Raw genomic sequence first — 18,620 nt, 5'->3', positions numbered from 1 at the left:
ATGAACCTGAGCGAGCTCTTCATCCGCCGGCCGGTCCTGTCGAGCGTGCTCGCCGCCTTCATGCTGCTGCTCGGCTTCTACGGCATCTTCAACCTCGCGATCCGCGAATATCCGGAGGTCGAGGAGACGGTCGTCACCGTGACCACCGTCTACCAGGGCGCGCCGCCCGATCTCATCCAGGGGTTCATCACCGCGCCGCTCGCGGCCGCGGTCGCCACGACGGAGAACATCGACTACGTCACCTCGCAATCGACGCCGTCGGTCAGCATCATCCAGGTCCATATGCGGCTCGGCTCCGATCCGGATGCCGCGCTGACCGAGGTGCTCGCCAAGGTGCAGCAGGTCCGGGGCGAACTCCCCGAGGGCGCCGAGGACCCGTCGATCGTCAAGGGCACCGGCCAGCAGTTCGCGCTCATGTATCTCGTCGCGCGCAACCCGAACATGAACGGGGAGCAGCTGACCGAGTATCTCGAACGGGTGATCCGGCCGCGCATGTCGACGATCCCGGGCGTCGCCGAGAGCGAGATCATCGGCGCGGCGAACTATTCGATGCGGATCTGGCTCGACCCGCTGGCGCTCGCGGCGCGCGGGGTCACGGCGGCGGAGGTGCTGGAAGCGGTCCGGAACTCGAACTTCCTCTCCGCGCCGGGAAAGACCGAGAACGAATTCACCGCGACGGCGATCACGCTGCAATCGACGCTGCAGAGCCCCGAGGGTTTCGGAACCCTGCCGATCCGGGGCGAGGGCGACGCGGTCGTGCGGCTGCGCGATGTCGCGCGCATCGAGCTGGGAGCGGAGAACCACGAAACGGTCGTGACGATCGACGGCGAGTCCGGGACCTTCATCGGTGTCTTCCCGACGCCCGCGTCGAACCCGCTCGAAGTCGCCGACGCGGTGGTGGCGGAACTGCCCGCGATCAACGCCGCGCTCCCGCGCGGCATGTCGATCGATCTCGTCTACGATTCGACCGAGACGATCTCGGCCTCCATCGAGGAAGTCTTCAAGACCATCGCCGAGGCGGTGGCGATCGTGGTCGTCGTCATCATCCTGTTCCTCGGTTCCTTCCGGTCGGTGATGATGCCGATCGTGACCATCCCGCTCTCGCTCATCGGCGTCTGCGCCGTTCTGCTCGCGCTCGGCTATTCGATCAATCTCCTGTCGCTGCTCGCGATGGTGCTCGCCATCGGCCTCGTCGTCGATGACGCCATCGTGGTTGTCGAGAACATCCACCGCCATATCGAGGAGGGGCTCACACCGCTGCAGGCCTCGATCATGGGCATGAAGGAGATCGCGGGCCCGGTCGTCGCCATGACCCTCACGCTGGCCGCGGTGCTGGCGCCGCTCGGCTTCACGGCGGGGCTCACGGGGGCGCTGTTCCGCGAGTTCTCCTTCGCACTGGCGGGAGCGGTGATCCTGTCGGGGGTCATCGCACTCACCATCACCCCGGCGATGTCGGCGCGGCTCCTGACCTCCGGCGAGCCGGGGCGGTTCCAGCGCTTCGTCGACAACCGTTTCGACGGCCTCGCCAACTGGTACGAGCGCCGGGTGTCGAGTTCGCTCGACTATCGCCCGGTCACGCTCCTGATGGTGGTCTCGCTTTTCAGCGCGACGGTGTTCATGTTCCTGAACACGACATCGGAACTGGCGCCCGAGGAGGATTCGGGCGCGCTCTTCGCGATCCTGAACGGCCCGCTCTACGCCACGAACGAGTACACCAAGCTCTACACCGACCAGATCTACGGTATGTCGCAGGATCTGGAGGAGGTCCGGACCAGCTTCTCGATCGGCGGTGCGACCGGCACGCCGAGCTCGGCCTTCTACATCTGGGCGCTGAACGACTGGGTCGACCGCGAGCGTTCGCAGGCCGAGATCCAGCAGGAGCTTCAGGCGATGCTGGGCGGGGTCGCGGGCATGGAAGGCTTCGTTTTCGCGCCACCCACCCTGCCCGGCGCCGGCGGCGGCCTGCCGATCTCGGTCGTGCTGCAGTCGATCTATTCGCCGGAACGGGTGTTCGAACTCGCGGAGAGGATCGAGCAGCGGGCCACGGCGACCGGCATGTTCATCGTCGTGCAGAATTCGATGTCCTTCGATCAGCCGGAAACCCGCGTGACGATCGACCGCGACCGGGCTGCGAGCCTCAACGTCTCGGTGGCCGATGTCGGCAACACGCTCGGTCTTCTGGTCGGCGGCGCGTCCATCGGACAGTTCGACCGCGATTCCAACAGCTACGATGTGATCACCCAGGTGCCGCGCGACTGGCGGTCCAATCCGGAGCAGCTGGGGCAGTTCTTCGTGCGCGCCTCCACCGGGGAGATGGTGCCGCTGTCCTCGGTGGTCAGCGTCGAGACCAGGGCGTCGCCCGCGGTGATCGAACAGTTCAACCAGCTGAACTCCGCCACCCTCTCGGCGCTGCCGCTGCCCGGCGTGACCTCGGGCGACGGGCTCGCGACGCTGCGCCAGATCATGCAGGAAGAACTGCCGGAAGGGTATTTCATCGACTACGCCGACCAGTCACGGCTCGAGATCAACCAGGGCAACACGCTGCTGATCGCCTTCGGACTGGCGATCGTGGTGATCTATCTCGTACTGGCGGCGCAGTTCGAGAGCTTCCGCGATCCGTTCATCATTCTGATGTCGGTGCCGCTCTCGATCTTCGGCGCGATCCTGCCGCTCAACATCGGACTCGGCACGCTCAACATCTACACCCAGGTCGGTCTGATCACGCTGATCGGGCTCATCACCAAGCATGGCATCCTGCTCGTCGAATTCGCCAACCAGCAGCGGGAGGAGCACGGCCTGTCGAAGCGCGACGCGATCGTCGCGGCGGCGAAGGTCCGGCTTCGTCCGATCCTGATGACGACGGCGGCGATGGCGCTCGCCGTGGTTCCGCTCATCATCGCCGATGGCGCCGGCGCCGCCGCGCGCTATTCGATCGGCCTCGTCATCTTCACGGGAATGCTGATCGGGACGGTGTTCACCCTCTTCGTCGTGCCGATGTTCTACAGCCTGATCTCCCACAGCGACGAGGCGATGGCGGCCCGCCGCGGGGCCGAGCGGAGACCCGCGCAGGCCTGATCCCGCTCCGGTTTCCGTGATCGGCCGACGCCGCAACCATTCGAAGGGTATGGCGTTTCCATCGCGGAAACCATTTGGGAGAGGCACTGCGATGAGCAGCACGACGGACAAGGTCAAGGGCACCGCCAACGAACTCGCCGGCAAGGCCCGCGAAGCGGTGGGACGCGCCATCAACGATCCGGAGATGGAAGCCGAGGGTTCCGCGCAGGAAGCCAAGGGCAAGCTCCAGAAAGCCAAGGGCGATGCGAAGGAAGCGGTCAAGGACGCCGTCGACCGCACCTGACCCGTCCCATCGCCGGGATGGGGAAGGGCCGCCCTGGGGCGGCCCTTCGCATGCCTGGCTCTTCACACGCGGACGATCCACCGCCGTCACGTGCACCACCCCGCGGCTACCTTCACCCCGCCGCGCGGACGGGACCGGCTGCGAAGGCGGCCGCCTCGGCCTGCTCTGCGCGGAGATCCTCGTCGAAGCTCCGTGTCATGATGAGCCGGTTCGCCTCGCCCGCCGTGACGGGTTTGCCGATCAGATACCCCTGTGCGACGTCGCAGCCGAGTTCGATCAGCCGGTCGAGCTGACCCGGCGTCTCCACCCCCTCGCCGATCGTGATGATCGAGAGGTCGCGGGCGAGGCTCGTGACCGCGCGGATGACGGCGCGGGCGCCCACGTCGTCGAGATCCGTATCGACGAAACTGCGGTCGATCTTGATCCGGTCGAGCTCGAAGTCGCGAAGATGGGCGAGCGACGAGTACCCGGTCCCGAAATCGTCCATCGCGATGCGGACGCCGAGCGCGCGCAGGCTCGCCAGAACCTGCGACATGTGCTTGCCGTCCTCGACCATCGCGGTCTCGGTCAGTTCGATCTCGAGCCGCCGGGGCGCCACCCCGTGCCGGGTCAGCGCGCCCTTGACCTGGGCGAGGAAGTCGGGAGCCCGCATCTGGACGGCCGAGGCGTTGACCGCCACATGCAGATCCTCGGGCCAGCGCGCCAGCTGCCGGCAGGCCTCGTCGAGAACCCAGGCGCCGATGTCGAGGATCATGCCGTTGGCCTCGGCGATCGGGATGAAATCGGCCGGCGAGACGAGGCCGCGAAGCGGGTGGTGCCAGCGGATCAGCGCCTCGAACCCCAGCAGCCGGCCCTCGGGCAGTTCGCAGAGCGGCTGATAGCGCAGTTCGAGCTGCCGCTCCGCGATCGCCCGCGACAGGTCGATCTCGGTCTGCCCCCGCTCGATGGCGCGTTCCATCATGCCGCTCTCGTAGGTTTCGACCCGGTTCCGGCCGAGCGATTTGGCGCGGTAGAGGGCGAGATCGGCCTTCTCGACGATCTTGCGGCGCTCGCCGTCCTCGGTCGAGGCGATGCCGATGCTGCAGCCGACGCCGACCGAATGCCCGTCGATCGGGAAGCTCTCCTGGAACGCGGTCTGGACCCGCTCGGCGAGGATGCGGCCCTCCGCCGTGGTCGTCCCCTGCGAGATGATCGCGATCTCGTCGCCGCCGAGCCGGAAGATCCCGTCCTCCGCCCGGCAGATCCGGCGCAGCCGTTCGGCCACCTGTACGAGCAGCGCGTCGCCGACGGCATGGCCGAGCGTGTCGTTCACCCATTTGAACCGGTCGAGATCGAGCATCAGCACCGCGACCGCGCCGTCGCGCGTGGTCACCCGCTGGATCTCCTCCCGGAAGCCGCGGCGGTTCGGAAGCCCGGTCAGCGCGTCGTGATAGGCCATATGGGTCATGGCCTGCTCGGCGGCGCGGTGCTCGGTCACGTCGTCATAGGTCAGGATCGCCCCGCCCTCCGGCATCCGCCGGCAGGCGATGCTGAGCGCGCGGCCATTCTCGAACTTGCGCTCGACCCGGCTCGACCCTCCGCCCTGCAGCCAGTCGAAATGCTCGGCCACGAAATCGACCACCTCCTCGGCGCTCCAGCCGCCGCGGCGTCCCATGACGCCCAGCATCTGCGAGAGCTCCATCCCCGGCTCGGCGTCGCCTTCCTCCAGCCCGAGCAGTTCCATCGCCCGCTGGTTGAAGGCGCTGATCCGGCCCTCGGCGTCGACCATGACGAGGCCGTTCGACATGTTGCGGAGCGCGAGCGAGAAGACCTCGTTCTGCCGCGCCTGAGCGTGCTCGGCCTGCCGGCGCTGCTTGTCGAGCCGTGCCTCGGCATAGACGGCGGCGAAGGCAGCCCCGGAGAGGCCGAGCGCGCCGAAAACCACGAGGATCGACAGCGCGGTGGCCTCGGCGCCCGCTCGGCTCGCTATCGACAGCGGCGTCAGGGACAGGCCGAAGAGCGCGGTGAAATGCAGCGCGCAGACGCCTGCCACGGTGAGCACAATGGAGAGCTTCACGCGCCGCCGGCCCGGTCCCAGCGCCATGGCCGCGCCGATGAGACCCGCGCCGAACACCAGCGCGGCGATGGTGGTCGTCGTGTCGTGATCGATCGCGCAGCCGCGCAGCGCCTGGATGCCCGTGAAGTGCATCGCGCCCACGCCGAGCCCCGAGAGCACGCCGCAGACCACCCGCGCCGCCCGCCAGCGCAGATGGCAGCTGATGGCGAGCGGGCCGCCGACACAGAGGATGCCCACCATCGCCGAGGCGAGCGTCATGCCCGAGTCGTAGGCGAGCATCATGTCGGGGCGGAAGCCGAGCATGGCGACGAAATGCGTCGTCCAGACACCGATGCCGGCGACCGAGGCGAGGAGCGCGGCCCAGAGCGTCCGCTGCGTGCCCCTGAGCTTGGTGACGCGCCGGGCGAGGATCATGATCGTCGCCGCCATCACCGTGGCGACGATGAGCGCGGCCAGGACATAGCCCAGGGAGTTCTGTTCGAGGGTCTTGCTGAGAAAAGAGACGATCATGGCGCGATACCGTTCCAGAGTGACCCTACGGAAGTCTCACGGGCGCCCTTGACGGGTGGCTAAGGAACAAGACGGCTTTTGATCGATCGGCCCGACGGCCCGGTGTTTCGCAGGCGATGGTTAGCGGCGGATGAAGCCGGTGATGGAACCGGCGATGGAACGGGTGACGAAACCGGGCCCATCCCGATGCCGGACGCGCGGCGGAACTCTCCGGCGCCCTCCCGCGTTCCGGCGGAATGATCCGGCCATCGGACCTCCTCGTTCCGCGTCCCGAAGGGCTCTACTGCCCGCCGGGAGATTTCCATATCGACCCTGTTCGCCCGGTCCGGCGCGCGCTCATCACGCATGGCCATTCCGATCACGCGCGCGCGGGCCATGCCGCGGTGCTCGCGACGCGCGAGACGCTCGACATCATGACGATCCGGCTCGGCGACGGGTTCGCGGGAACGCGGCAGGAGGCCCGGCCGGGCGTGCCGCTCGACCTCGGCGGGGTGAGCGTCGCGTTCCATCCGGCGGGCCATGTGCTCGGTTCGGCGCAGGTCTCCGTCGCATGGCGCGGGCTCCGGATCACGGCGGCGGGCGATTACAAGCGGACCCCCGATCCGACCTGCGCGCCCTTCGAGCCGGTGCCCTCCGACATCTTCATCACCGAGGCGACCTTCGGCCTGCCGGTCTTCCGCCACCCGCCGCCGGAGGTCGAGGCACGGCGGCTGCTCGACTCGCTCGCGCTCTTCCCGGACCGGGCGCATCTCGTCGGCGCCTATTCGCTCGGCAAGGCGCAGCGGCTGATCCGGCTCCTGCGCGACCTCGGCCATGACGCGCCGATCCGTATCCACGGCGCCCTGGCGCGGATGTGCGACTATTACGTCTCGCGCGGGATCGACCTCGGCCGGCTCGAACCCGCGACGGTTCCGGGGCGGATGGGCAGGGGCTTCGCGGGGGAGATCGTGCTCGGGCCCCCCTCGGCCTTCGCCGCGACCTGGGTCCGGCGCTTCGCCGATCCGCTGATCGCCTTCGCCTCCGGCTGGATGCGGGTGCGGGCCCGGGCGCGGCAGCGGGGCGTCGAACTGGCGCTGATCATCTCGGACCATTGCGACTGGCCGGAACTCACGCGGACCCTGACCGAGCTCTCGCCCGCCGAGACCTGGGTGACGCATGGCCGCGAGGAGGCGCTGGTGCGCTGGTGCGCACTTCAGGGGCGGGTGGCGCGTCCGCTGCATCTGGTGGGCTACGAGGACGAGGCGGAGGACTGATGCGCCGCTTCGCCGCCCTGCTCGATCGCCTGTCGCTGACGCCCGCGCGCAACGGCAAGCTGCGGCTGATCGAAGCCTATCTCGACGAGACGCCGGACCCCGACCGGGGCTGGGGGCTCGCCGCGATCACCGGGGGCCTCAGGCTCGACACGGTGAAACCCGCGATGCTGCGGGGCCTGATCGCCGAGCGGGCCGATCCCGAGCTTTTCGCGCTGTCCTACGATTTCGTCGGCGACCTCGCGGAGACGATCGCCCTCATGTGGCCCGAGACCACGGCGCCCTCCCAGGCGGCCGATCCGTCGCTCGGCGAGATCGTCGCGGAACTGCGGAACACCTCCCGGCGGGAGGCGCCGCGGGTGGTGGCGTCGAGGCTCGACACGCTCGATGCCTCCGCCCGCTTCGCGCTCCTGAAGCTCGTGACCGGCGGTCTCCGGGTCGGCGTCTCCGCGCGGCTGGCGAAACAGGCGCTGGCCGAATTCGGCGGGCGGGAGGTGAGTGAGATCGAGGAGGTCTGGCACGGGCAGGAGCCGCCCTATACGGCGCTTTTCGCCTGGCTGACCGGGAACGGCCCGCGCCCGGTTCCGGACAACCGGCTGGGCTTCCGGCCGGTCATGCTGGCGCATCCGCTCGAAGCGGCGGATCGCGAGAAGCTCGACCCGGCCGAGTTTAGCGCCGAGTGGAAATGGGATGGTATCCGCGTCCAGGTCTCCGCCGGCCCGGGCGGCCACCGGCTCTACTCCCGCACCGGGGAGGATATCTCCGCGACCTTTCCCGATCTCACCGAGGCGATGCGCTTCGATGCGACGCTCGACGGCGAGTTGCTGGTGGCGCGTCCCGGCGGTCTCCGCGCCGGGGTCGCACCCTTCGGCGACCTGCAACAGCGCCTGAACCGCAAGACCGTGAGCGCGCGGCATGTCGAGCGGTTCCCGGCCGTCCTCCGCCTCTACGACCTGCTGCGCGACGGGGAGGAAGACCTTCGGCCCGAGCCTTTCGAGACGCGGCGCGCCCGGCTGGAGCGGCTGGTCGCGACGCTCGATCCCGACCGGTTCGACCTCTCGCCGCTCATTGCATTCGGAAGCTGGGAAGAGCTCGCGCGCGAACGGGCCGAGCCGCCGGAGGCGGTGATCGAAGGCGTGATGCTGAAGCGCCGCGACGGCCCCTATCTCGCCGGGCGGCCCGCGGGGCACTGGTACAAGTGGAAGCGCGATCCCCGGCTGATCGACGCGGTGCTCATGTATGCCCAGCGCGGGCACGGCAAGCGGTCGGGATACTATTCCGACTACACCTTCGGGGTCTGGGCGCGGGACGGGTCGCTGATCCCGGTCGGCAAGGCCTATTTCGGCTTCACCGACGAGGAACTGGCGCGGATCGACCGCTATGTGCGCGACAACACCACCGACCGTTTCGGCCCGGTGCGCGCGGTGCGCGCGGAAGCCGGTCACGGGCTGGTGCTGGAAGTGGCCTTCGAAGGGCTGAACCGCTCGACGCGCCACAAGTCGGGCGTCGCGATGCGCTTCCCGCGGATCAGCCGTTTGCGCTGGGACAAGCCACCCTCCGAGGCGGACCGGATCGAGACGCTGGAGGCGATGCTGCCGGAGGAATAGCCGCGCTGGGTCCGCGAGGCGCCGGCGACGTGTCCCGCGGAAGCTTGGGCCGCCGAAGCATTGCCCGCGGCGGTCGACCGGGCTATCTCGCGGATGGCCAAGGGCCGCGCTTGCCCGGGCACCCGCCAGGAACCGCCCGCCGGAAGCCGCCCGTCTGGAACCCCGTCTGGAAAGACCCGTGCCCCGTTTCAACGCGCCCGTTACGCCGCTCGTGCTCGCCGTCGCGCTCTTCATGGAGCAGATGGATTCGACGGTGATCGCGACCTCGCTGCCGGCGATCGCGGCGGATCTCGGGACCTCGCCGATCGCGCTCAAGCTCGCGGTCACCTCCTATCTGGTCGCGCTCGCGATCTTCATCCCGATCAGCGGCTGGATGGCCGACCGGTTCGGCGCGAAGAACGTGTTCCGGGTCGCGATCGTGGTCTTCGTCATCGGCTCCGTCGCCTGCGGCTTCGCGAGATCGATCGAGGGTTTCGTCCTCGCGCGCTTCCTGCAGGGCATGGGCGGCTCGATGATGAGCCCGGTGGGCAGGCTCATCCTGGTGCGAACCACGCGGCGGGACCAGCTGGTGAACTCGATGGCCTGGCTCACCATCCCCGCGCTCGTCGGGCCATTGCTCGGGCCGCCGCTCGGCGGCTTCATCACGACCTATCTCAGCTGGCACTGGATCTTCTGGATCAACGTCCCGATCAGTCTCGTCGGCCTCGCGCTCGTGACCCGGTATCTCACCGAGGGCGAGCCCCGCCCGCCGCGTCCGGTCGACCTGCCCGGCTTCTTCCTCTGCGCGCTCGCCCTCAGTGGGCTGGTGTTCGGCCTCTCGGTCATCAGCCTGCCCGCGCTGCCCGTCGCGGTGGGCTATGCGACGCTCGCGACGGGCGCGGCGGCGGGCACCGCCTATCTCTGGCACGCGCGCCGGGCCACCTTCCCGCTGCTCGACCCGGCGATGTTCCGCTATCCGCTCTTCCGCTCGGGCATCCTCGGCGGCTCGCTCTTCCGGATCGGCGTCGGGGCGATGCCGTTCCTTCTGCCGCTGATGCTCCAACTCGGCTTCGGGCTCGATCCGTTCCAGTCCGGGCTCATCACCTTCGTCGCGGCCGCCGGTGCGATCCTTGCCAAGTTCATCGTCGGGCGGGCGTTCCGGATGTTCGGCTTCCGCGACATCCTCGGCTTCGGCATCCTCGCCTCGGCCGGCTTCATCGCCCTGAACGCGGCCTTCACGCCCGCGACTCCCGTGATGCTCATCATGGCCGCGCTCTTTGTCGGGGGTGTGCTGCGCTCGCTCTGCTTCACGGGAGTGAACGCGGTCGTCTTCGCCGACGTGGAGGATGCCGACAGTTCGCAGGCGACCGCGATCAACGCGGTGGCGCAGCAGGTCTCGCTCGCGGTCGGCGTCGCGCTCGCGGGCGCGATCCTCGACATTTCCGAGCGGCTGGCGGGGCATGACGGCCTCGGCCTCGGCGATTTCCATATCGCCTTCCTCGGCGTCGCGATTCCGGGTCTCTTCGGCGCGCTGGTCTTCCTGCGCCTGCCGCGCGACGCGGGCGCGGCGGTGTCCGGCCATCGGGGGCGGGCGCGTCCCGCGCCGGGCGAATAGCGCGTCTGGTCGGGGCTACCGGAATCGAACCGGTATGGGACAAGCCCGAGGCATTTTAAGTGCCTTGCGTCTACCAATTTCGCCAAGCCCCGTTCGCCAAGCCCGGCCCCTCGCTGGTATTGCCTCCGCCGGGGCGAAGGCAAGCGAAAGCTGTGCGCCGACGGTCAGGCTCGGGCGGGTAGTTGTTTAGTCTCAGGCGCGCTGCCTCAAGCCCGTTGCTTCAGGCCCGTTGCCTCAGGCGGGCGCCGCCAGCGACGCCGCCATCTCGCGCAGGGCCGTCATCGCGGCGGCGAGCGCCTCCGGATCGGTGCCCCGCGCGACGACATTCGCGCCGAAGGCGCCGTCGACCTGGAACGGATAGCAGCCGATCGACACCTCCGGATGCGCCTCCGCGACCTTTCGAAGCGGCCCGGCGATCCGCCCCTCGGGCTCATCGATCCGGATCGCGTCGCTGAGCACCGCGAGCCCGTCCGCGAGTTTCGGCAGCAGGTGCTCGACCATGGTCTGGAAGATCTTCGGCACGCCCGCCATCACATGGACATTGCCGAGGCTGAACCCCGGCGCCTTGGAGACCGGGTTGTCGATGAGCGTGGCGCCGTCCGGGATGCGCGCCATCCTCAGGCGGGCCTCGTTGAGATCGACATCGGGGTTCTGGTAATTTGTCGCGAGGATCGCGCGGGCATCCTCGCGCACGTCGATCCCGACGCCGAACGCCGCCGCGACGCAATCCGCGGTGATGTCGTCATGGGTCGGGCCGATGCCGCCCGAGGTGAAGACATGGGTGTATTTCGCCCGGAGCGCGTTCACGGCGGCGACGATCTCCTCCGCCACGTCTGGCACCGTGCGCGCCTCACGCATCGGAATGCCTTTCGCGGCCAGCGCCTGGGCAAGGAAGGGCATGTTGGCGTCCTGGGTCCGCCCCGACAGGATCTCGTCGCCGATCGTGATCATGGCGGCGGTCGGATTGGCGGTAGGATTGGCGGTTGGAGCGGTGGTCTCCCCGGTTTCCGGATCGGGCTTCGCTTGGGTCATCGGCGGTCTCCCGGAATGCGTCGCCGCCATCAGAGACCCAAGCCGCCTCCGGATGCAATGCCATCTCCGCCGTCTCCCGGCCGACCCCAGCCGAAGTCGCGCGCGCGGCCGCGGGGCCGAGCGGCGGCGGTTGCCCTCCGCCCGCCGAAACCCTACATCTCCGTTGCGCGAGGTCCGTGGTGGATACCGGGCGGTGAACCCGGTCTTTGGCGTTCCGCCCGCCGCACGCTATGCGAGGAAGATCAGACTGTCAGGAGATACCCCCGTGGAAGGTTATTCGCCGGGCCGCCTCAACAAGGACGGCATTCGCATCCACGCGCCAGAGGATTTCGCCGGCATGCGCGCGGCGGGGCATCTGGTCGCCGAGATCCTCGACCGGCTCGCGCCGCTGGTGGTGCCCGGCGTCGCGACGATCGAACTCGATACCGCGATCCACGACATGATCCGCGAGGCGGGCGCGATCTCCGCCACGGTCGGCTACAAGGGCTACCAGCACGCCTCCTGCATCTCGATCAACCATGTCGTCTGTCACGGCATCCCCTCGGACAAGCGGCTCCGGGAAGGCGACATCCTCAACATCGACGTCACGGTGATCGTCGATGGCTGGTATGGCGATTCGAGCCGGATGTATGTCGCGGGACCGCCGCCGCGCAAGGCGGAGCGGCTGATCGACATCACGCATGACGCGCTCTTCAAGGGCATCGAACAGGTGAAGCCGGGCAACAGATTCGGCGACATCGGCGCCGCGATCCAGCGTTTCGCCGAGGCGCATCGCTGCTCGGTCGTGCGCGATTTCTGCGGCCACGGGCTCGGCCGGGTGTTCCACGCGGCGCCCAATGTGCTGCACTACGGTCGCTGGGGCGCGGGGCCGGTGCTGGAGCCGGGAATGTTCTTCACGATCGAGCCGATGATCAACCTCGGTCGGCCGGAGACCAAGGTTCTCGACGACGACTGGACCGCCGTCACCAAGGACCGCTCGCTCTCGGCGCAGTTCGAACATTCGATCGGCGTGACCGAGGACGGCTGCGAGATCTTCACCCTGTCACCCGCCGGCCGCTTCCATCCGACCTGGGACCGCGTGGCCTGAGCGCGGGCAGGCTGGCGGACCCGAGAGCCGCGTCACACGACCTCCTCGGGGATCGCCGGCACCGGCTTGCCAAAATCCTCCGCCGGACTGACATCATAGGGCACGATGAAGCCGCGCCGTTCCGTCGGCGGGCGGCGGAGGTTCTGCTGCGCGATCTCGGCCCAGGTGGCGCGCGCGGTCGCGAGATCGAAGGCCGCCTCCGGCGCGTCCTCGGGCAGCCAGTGCGCGAAGAGCCGGCGGCGCAGATGCGCGACCGAATGCGTGTCGTTGAAGACCACGCTTGCCTCCGTGTCCCAGCGCATGCTGCGCCCGTTGAGATTGGCCGAACCGACCATGGCGATCGCATCATCCGCGATCGACACCTTGGCGTGGATATAGACGATCTCGGAACCATGCGCCGTGTCGCGGTCGTCGCTCTGCGCCGGGGCGGGGCGGAGCGGCATGCCGATGAAGGCGCGCGAACCGAAGGCGCGTTCGAGTCGCCGGATGCAGCGCGCTTGCAGATATTCGCCGTAGCGCGCGTCGAGGCCGGGCTTCGGGTCGAAGGCCACCTCCTCCGGCGCGGCGGGCAGCATGAGAATGAGCTCGAGATCCGGGTTGAGCCGCGCCGCGCGTGCCAGCGTCCGGGCGAGCGGGCGATGCCGGAAATACTGCGTCTCGATGAAGACGAGCCGCCGCGCGCTCGTGAAGATCTTGCGGTTCTCGGCCTCGGATTCGCGGATGAAGGGGATCGGCGAGAGGCGGAACGGGCGGTGGGAGCCGTCGCGCGAGATGGTGCGGACGAAGCGCGGATTGCCGCCCCGCTGCGCCGGGGGCGGCTCCTGACCGCCGAGCAGCGCCTCCAGATGCGCCTGCGCCGCGGCGACGCAATCCGGCTCCTTCGTCACGACCACGACATCGTGCCAGGTCTGCTCCCCCGGCCGCTCGTGGTTCGGGTCGTCGTAGCGGCGCTCGTTGAGGTCGAGCCCGCCGATGAAGAGCACGCGCCGGTCGAAGACCGCGAGCTTCTGGTGATGCGTCCCGGGGTGGATGTCGGGGATCGGCCAGAAGCGGAACTGGAACCCGCCCTTCTCCGGGTCGCGGACCCAGGGGCGCAGGCCGACCGAGGTGGTCAGCGCCTCCCGCCGCTCGTCCTCGTCGGCGTCGTCGAGGTCGCGAAGCTCGCGCGCCGCCCGTGCGAGGACGGCGGGCGAGAACAGGATGCGGGGCACGAGTCCGGCCCGCGCGGGCTGGCGCACCGGCAGCAGGTCGAGCCCGTCGCCGCCGGCGATCTCGCGCGCCGCGCAGAACTGCTGCACCGTGCGCCATGTCCCCCGGTGCAGCGGCGTGGCCAGCGCGGGATCGAAATCGGCGAGAACGAGGTGGATCTTCACGCCGGCGCGGAGGCGGTGAACGATGAGATCGAACCATGTCGCCCCGATCGCCTGTCCCTCGCGTGAGCGCAGCCTGGTCCGCAGGTCGAAGATCCTGAACCCGGCCCAGATTTCCGTCTTCGCGCCGAGGAACAGCCTTTCGAGCTCCGGGTACGCCTCGTAGGCTGTGATGAACGGCCGCGCGGTCAGCGATTCGTCCACCCGTTCCTCGTCAGCCGGTTCCTTACGGGCGTGTTCCTCTCCGGCCTGTCCCTGACCGGCCTGTTTGCCACCGGCCCGTTCCTCGCGAGTCTGTTCGCCGCCAGTCTGCTCTCCGCGACTCGCCTCCTGCTCGCGACGGGTCTGTTCCGCCTGTTCGCCGCCGTCCATGTCGCCTCCCCGGCAGTCGTCGCCGCCCCGGGGTGGATTATGGGGCAACGTCAGTCCGCATCGAGCCGAAAGACGCGGGTCGGATGCAACTCGCCGCCCCGGTAGATTCCGATCGCGACCGGTGCGCCCTCATAACTCGCCCATGCCTCGTCGCCGTAGTCGACGGTCGAGGACAGCACGAGTCCGGGGTTGCCGTTGCGAAGCCGCGTGGCACCCTGCGGTGTCGCGGGCAGGCAGGGCAGGTCGCCGAGACCGGCTTCGAGCCCGAGCAGGCGCCGGTCTAGGTCCGGGGTCCGGGCGAGGCGCTCCACCTCGTCGAGACCGAGCGCCTCGTCCACGTCGAACGGCCCGGACCAGAGCCGCCGCAACTCGATCACATGGCCATGGCATCCGAGCGCCTCGCCGAGATCGCGGGCGATCGCGCGCACATAGCCGCCCTTGCCGCATTCCATCTCGAGGATCGCCGTGTCGGCGTCCGGCGTCCCGATCAGGTCGAGCCGCGCCACATGCAGCGGGCGGGCCGCGAGATCGAGCACCTCTCCCGCGCGGGCGAGGTCATAGGCGCGCTCGCCCTCGACCTTCACCGCCGAGACATTCGGCGGGATCTGCAGGATGTCGCCCCGGAAGGCGCCGAGCGCGGTTTCGATCGCCTCGCGCGCCGGCCGCGCACCGCTCGTCGCGATCACCTCGCCCTCCGCGTCGTCGGTCGCGGTCCGCACACCCCAGCGCACCGTGAAGCGGTAGCATTTGTCGGCGTCGGTCACATAGGGCACCGTCTTCGTCGCCTCGCCGAGGGCGATGGCGAGGAGCCCCGTCGCGGCGGGATCGAGCGTGCCGGCATGCCCGGCCTTGCGCGCGTCGAGCGCCCAGCGGACCTTGGCCACCACCTGGGCCGAGGTCGGGCCGGCGGGCTTGTCGATCAGGAGCCAGCCGTGAACCGGCCGCCCGCGCTGTCGTCTGGCCATCTTGGGGATCTCCGGAGTTAATCGGACCCGGACTCGATATCCCGGCGCACCTCGGGCGAGTCGAGCAGCGCGCGGGTGCGGTCCATCTGGTCGAAGCGCCGGTCGGGCTGGAAGCTCAGATCCGGCGAGAATTTCAGGTCGATCTGGCTGGTCACCTGCCGGCGCAACTCGTGCCGGTTGCGGGTCAGGGCCTTCAGGACGCCCTCGGTGTTGATCCCGCCGAGCGGCAGGACGAAGACTGTGGCATGGCGCAGATCGGGCGAGACCTTGACCTCGGCGACGGTGATCGAGACCGAGGCGAGGTCCGGGTCGTGCACGTCGCCGCGCGCGAGAATCTCCGACAGCGCGCGCCGGATCACCTCGGCTACGCGCAGCTGCCGCTGGCTGGGGCCACCGCTGGAAAGGGGTCTTGTCTTTGCCATGCGGGTCACATCCTATCACGCGCGCGCGGAGTCAAGGGCGGCCGCGAGGCCCCGCCCCCGAGCCGCGCCCCGGGGACGGGAGCCGAGAGAGGGAAGAGAGATGCCATCAGGGGTCGGAATCGCGGTGGTCGGCGTCGCCGGGCGCATGGGACGGATGCTGGTCGCGGCGGTTCGCGAGGCGCCGGGCGCCTATCTCGGCGGCGCGACGGTCCGCCCGGGCCATCCCTGGGCCGGGCAGGATCTCGGCGAGGCAATGGGCGGCGCGCCGATGGGGGTCAAGGTCGAGGACGATCCGCTGGAGACCTTCGCGCGCTGTCAGGCGGTGGTCGATTTCACCACGCCCGAGGCGACCGTGGCCTTCTCCGAACTCGCGGCCCAGGCCCGGCTCACGCATGTGGTCGGAACCACGGGCCTCGACGCCGCGGATCTCGGGCACCTCAGGGCGGCCGGCCGGCACGCGGTCATCGTGCGGGCGGGGAACATGAGCGTGGGAGTGAACCTGCTCGTGGAACTGACCCGCAAGATCGCGGAGGTGCTCGGTCCCGACTACGACATCGAGGTGGTCGAGATGCACCACCGCCACAAGGTCGATGCCCCGTCGGGCACCGCGCTGATGCTCGGCGAGGCGGCGGCGGAGGGCCGGGGCGTCGCGCTCGACGACGCGCGGGTCAGCGGACGCGACGGCATGACCGGGGCGCGTCCCGAGGGCGCGATCGGCTTCGCGAGCCTGCGCGGCGGCGATGTCATCGGCGAGCATGAGGTGATCTTCGCGGGTCCCGGCGAGCGGGTGGCGCTCCGCCATGTCGCCTCCGACCGAATGCTCTTCGCGCGCGGCGCGGTGCGCGCGGCGCTCTGGGGGCAGGGACGGGCGCCGGGCGAGTACACGATGCGAGATGTTCTGGGACTCGCGTCCTGACGGCCGGGTACGATCGTTTCGCGACCGGCGCGCGCCACGCAATTCTCGTTGTGCGCCAGCCGATTCTGTCGTAGAGGGATACGTGGTAAAGTTACATCTTGAACTATCTGCTCGTCGTCTCGCCGGTCAGACTATTGATCTTGGTTTGACTTGACCCGCTGCCGCCGTATCTCGCGGGCGGTAATACTGGAGACGGAATCGAATGGCGAACGGCACTGTAAAGTGGTTCAACGCAACCAAGGGCTTCGGGTTTATTCAGCCCGAGACCGGCGGCAAGGACGTATTTCTGCACATTTCGGCGCTGGAACGCGCGGGACTGCGCGAAATCGCCGATGGGCAGAAGGTGAGCTACGAGCTCGAGACCGGCCGCGACGGCCGCACCTCGGCGGGCCAGATCGCGCTGCGCTGACCCGGCGGGCGGATTTCCGCCGCCGATGGATGGAGATGCCGGACCCAAGGAGGTCCGGCGATCCTGTGCCCCAGGGGGGCACGACCTTGGGCCCGCCTCGCGGGCCTTTTTCTTTTCGGTGAGGCCGCCATCGCGCCGGGACGGCGGCGGTTCGACCCCGCCGGGGCGGCGGTAATTCGAGGTGATCCGCCTGACTCCCGCGCTCCCGGATCGCCGTACCGCCGCGCGGAGCCTCAGGAACGCGCGCTTCGCGTGTCTTCGCCTTGAAGACCGTTCAGCACATCGGTCGCGCGGTGGTCCGCCGGGACGCCTTCGATGAGGAAGACATCGCCTTCGGAGTTGCGGAGCCGGTGGGGCAGGATGGCCGCGTAGGCGGGCGATGCGTACCAGTCGCGCGCGGCGGACAAGCTGGGGAACTCTATGACGATGAGATCGCCCGGCGGTGCGCCTTCCAACCGATGACACGGACCGCCGTGAACGATGAAGCGGCCCTGAAAGGGTGCGAGCGTCGCGTCGATCGCTTCGAGATACGAGACGATTTCCGGACCCATCGTGACATGGCGGAGCAGCGCCACGGCATAGCAGGCCGCGTTCCCGCCCCCCTGTCGCGCCCGCCCGGTCCGCTCTTCGGTCCGCTTCCGGACGAGATCTGAGACAATCGACATCGCCTGATCCTTCTCTTTCGCAACGAGTCCCCAAGCTTGGGCTCGCCGGTATCTTCGCAACGGAACACGGCTCCGGTCGATTACGCGGGAGGTAATTGCAACCACCGGCCACCGGCGCCACTTTCGAAGCCATGGACGGGCGACGAAACCAGTTCGGAGAGGCGCTGCGGTGGTGGCGGCGGCGTCGCCGTTTCAGCCAGCTGGCGCTGGCAATGGATGCCGGGATATCCCAGCGGCACCTGAGCTTTCTTGAATCGGGCAGGTCCTTGCCGAGCCGGGAGATGATCCTGCGGCTGGCCGAGACGCTCGGTGTGCCGCTTCGCGATCGCAATGCGATCTTCGTCGCCGCGGGCTATGCGCCGCGGTATCCCGAGCGGCCGTTCGACTCGCCGGGCTTCGAAGAGGCGCGCGGGATGATCGGGCGGATCCTCGACGGCCACCTCCCGCATCCAGCGCTGGCCATCGACCGGAACTGGAACCTGCGCGCCGCCAACCGAGCTGTCCAGGTGCTGCTTGAAGGGGTCGCGCCCGCGCTGCTCTCGGGCGAGGTCAATGTGCTGCGCCTCGCGCTCCACCCGAACGGGCTCGCGCCGCGGATCCCGAACCTCACCGAATGGCGGTCCCACTCGCTGGCGCGGCTGCGGCACGAGATCGAAATCTCGGCGGATCCGAAACTCGTCGCGCTGCGGGAGGAACTGGAGTCGCTGCCCGCCCCGCCGGTCCCCCGTCGCGGTTCACCCTCGGGCCAGCCGAGCGACGCGGACGGGGCGGGGACGGCGCGCGACTGGCCGATCGCTCTGCCGTTCCAGATCACCGGACCGTTCGGAACGCTGTCCTTCCTGAGCACGACGACGGTGTTCGGGACGGCGGTCGACACGACGCTGTCGGATATAACCATCGAGGCCTTCCTGCCGGCGGACCGGTGGACGGCCGAGACGATGGCGAGGCTGGTTTCGCCGGGTGGTCCGAACACGAGGGACTGAGCCCGGCCTCGGACCGCCGGCGGA

Annotated in this window: 15 protein-coding genes and 1 tRNA gene; 9 read left to right on the top strand and 7 right to left on the bottom strand. The window is 69.1% G+C overall.

Features of this window, described 5'->3' with window-relative positions; all coding sequences use genetic code 11:
* Both ACLJK8_RS02795 and ACLJK8_RS02790 read left to right on the top strand, forming a co-directional pair.
* Nucleotides 1-3,075: an efflux RND transporter permease subunit gene (locus ACLJK8_RS02795; protein ID WP_413148481.1), complete on the top strand. Its 3,075-nt coding sequence runs from the start codon at nucleotides 1-3 to the stop codon at nucleotides 3,073-3,075.
* Nucleotides 3,076-3,166: 91 nt separating this feature from the next.
* A complete protein-coding gene (locus ACLJK8_RS02790) occupies nucleotides 3,167-3,358 on the top strand; it encodes a CsbD family protein (RefSeq protein ID WP_413148480.1) in 192 nt (63 codons plus the stop codon).
* A gap of 112 nt (nucleotides 3,359-3,470) precedes the next feature.
* Here the strand turns inward: ACLJK8_RS02790 and ACLJK8_RS02785 are convergent, their stop codons facing one another.
* A complete protein-coding gene (locus tag ACLJK8_RS02785) occupies nucleotides 3,471-5,924 on the bottom strand; it encodes an EAL domain-containing protein (protein WP_413148479.1) in 2,454 nt (817 codons plus the stop codon).
* A 236-nt stretch (nucleotides 5,925-6,160) separates the two neighbouring features.
* On the opposite strand from ACLJK8_RS02785, the gene ACLJK8_RS02780 reads away from it, so the two are divergent.
* The 3 genes from ACLJK8_RS02780 to ACLJK8_RS02770 all read left to right on the top strand — a co-directional run bounded on the left by ACLJK8_RS02780 (nucleotide 6,161) and on the right by ACLJK8_RS02770 (nucleotide 10,375).
* Nucleotides 6,161-7,177, top strand: coding sequence for a ligase-associated DNA damage response exonuclease (locus ACLJK8_RS02780; protein WP_413148478.1), 1,017 nt, complete (start codon nucleotides 6,161-6,163; stop codon nucleotides 7,175-7,177).
* A complete protein-coding gene (locus ACLJK8_RS02775; RefSeq protein ID WP_413148477.1) occupies nucleotides 7,177-8,781 on the top strand; it encodes a cisplatin damage response ATP-dependent DNA ligase in 1,605 nt (534 codons plus the stop codon). Before ACLJK8_RS02780 ends, ACLJK8_RS02775 begins: the two co-directional genes overlap by 1 nt.
* Nucleotides 8,782-8,959: 178 nt before the next feature.
* Nucleotides 8,960-10,375 (top strand): MFS transporter, encoded by a 1,416-nt coding sequence (locus tag ACLJK8_RS02770; RefSeq protein WP_413148476.1) that lies wholly within the window; start codon nucleotides 8,960-8,962, stop codon nucleotides 10,373-10,375.
* Nucleotides 10,376-10,381: 6 nt separating this feature from the next.
* On the opposite strand, the gene ACLJK8_RS02765 is transcribed toward ACLJK8_RS02770, so the two are convergent.
* Both ACLJK8_RS02765 and ACLJK8_RS02760 read right to left on the bottom strand, forming a co-directional pair.
* Nucleotides 10,382-10,467 (bottom strand) — tRNA-Leu (locus ACLJK8_RS02765).
* A 142-nt stretch (nucleotides 10,468-10,609) separates the two neighbouring features.
* A complete protein-coding gene (locus tag ACLJK8_RS02760; protein WP_413148530.1) occupies nucleotides 10,610-11,326 on the bottom strand; it encodes a competence/damage-inducible protein A in 717 nt (238 codons plus the stop codon).
* Between the two features lie 346 nt (nucleotides 11,327-11,672).
* On the opposite strand from ACLJK8_RS02760, the gene map reads away from it, so the two are divergent.
* Nucleotides 11,673-12,494 (top strand): type I methionyl aminopeptidase, encoded by an 822-nt coding sequence (map, locus tag ACLJK8_RS02755; protein WP_413148475.1) that lies wholly within the window; start codon nucleotides 11,673-11,675, stop codon nucleotides 12,492-12,494.
* Between the two features lie 32 nt (nucleotides 12,495-12,526).
* On the opposite strand, the gene ACLJK8_RS02750 is transcribed toward map, so the two are convergent.
* The 3 genes from ACLJK8_RS02750 to rbfA are packed head-to-tail and all read right to left on the bottom strand — an operon-like array spanning nucleotide 12,527 to nucleotide 15,623.
* Nucleotides 12,527-14,236 (bottom strand): phospholipase D family protein, encoded by a 1,710-nt coding sequence (locus tag ACLJK8_RS02750; RefSeq protein WP_413148474.1) that lies wholly within the window; start codon nucleotides 14,234-14,236, stop codon nucleotides 12,527-12,529.
* Nucleotides 14,237-14,286: 50 nt separating this feature from the next.
* Nucleotides 14,287-15,201, bottom strand: coding sequence for a tRNA pseudouridine(55) synthase TruB (gene truB / locus ACLJK8_RS02745; protein ID WP_413148473.1), 915 nt, complete (start codon nucleotides 15,199-15,201; stop codon nucleotides 14,287-14,289).
* Nucleotides 15,202-15,218: 17 nt separating this feature from the next.
* Nucleotides 15,219-15,623 (bottom strand): 30S ribosome-binding factor RbfA, encoded by a 405-nt coding sequence (rbfA, locus tag ACLJK8_RS02740; protein WP_413148472.1) that lies wholly within the window; start codon nucleotides 15,621-15,623, stop codon nucleotides 15,219-15,221.
* A gap of 100 nt (nucleotides 15,624-15,723) precedes the next feature.
* Between rbfA and dapB the strand changes: the two genes are divergently transcribed.
* Complete coding sequence (dapB, locus tag ACLJK8_RS02735; RefSeq protein ID WP_413148471.1) at nucleotides 15,724-16,539, top strand: 4-hydroxy-tetrahydrodipicolinate reductase; 816 nt, start codon at nucleotides 15,724-15,726, stop codon at nucleotides 16,537-16,539.
* Between the two features lie 202 nt (nucleotides 16,540-16,741).
* Nucleotides 16,742-16,948 carry a cold-shock protein gene (locus tag ACLJK8_RS02730; protein ID WP_413148470.1) on the top strand — a complete coding sequence of 69 codons (207 nt, stop codon included), beginning with the start codon at nucleotides 16,742-16,744 and terminating at the stop codon, nucleotides 16,946-16,948.
* 233 nt (nucleotides 16,949-17,181) lie between these two features.
* Here the strand turns inward: ACLJK8_RS02730 and ACLJK8_RS02725 are convergent, their stop codons facing one another.
* Nucleotides 17,182-17,613: a DUF1330 domain-containing protein gene (locus ACLJK8_RS02725; protein WP_413148468.1), complete on the bottom strand. Its 432-nt coding sequence runs from the start codon at nucleotides 17,611-17,613 to the stop codon at nucleotides 17,182-17,184.
* A gap of 131 nt (nucleotides 17,614-17,744) precedes the next feature.
* Between ACLJK8_RS02725 and ACLJK8_RS02720 the strand changes: the two genes are divergently transcribed.
* The gene (locus tag ACLJK8_RS02720) at nucleotides 17,745-18,596 is read left to right on the top strand and encodes a helix-turn-helix domain-containing protein (RefSeq protein ID WP_413148529.1); all 852 of its coding nucleotides are present in this window, start codon (nucleotides 17,745-17,747) and stop codon (nucleotides 18,594-18,596) included.
* Nucleotides 18,597-18,620: the final 24 nt, after the last annotated feature.

Origin of the sequence: Amaricoccus sp. W119 (assembly GCF_047275745.1) — a bacterium.
Classification (GTDB): Bacteria; Pseudomonadota; Alphaproteobacteria; order Rhodobacterales; family Rhodobacteraceae; genus Amaricoccus.
The sequence above is the reverse complement of the archived record's forward strand: the minus strand, read 5'-3'. Positions and strand labels throughout refer to the sequence as shown.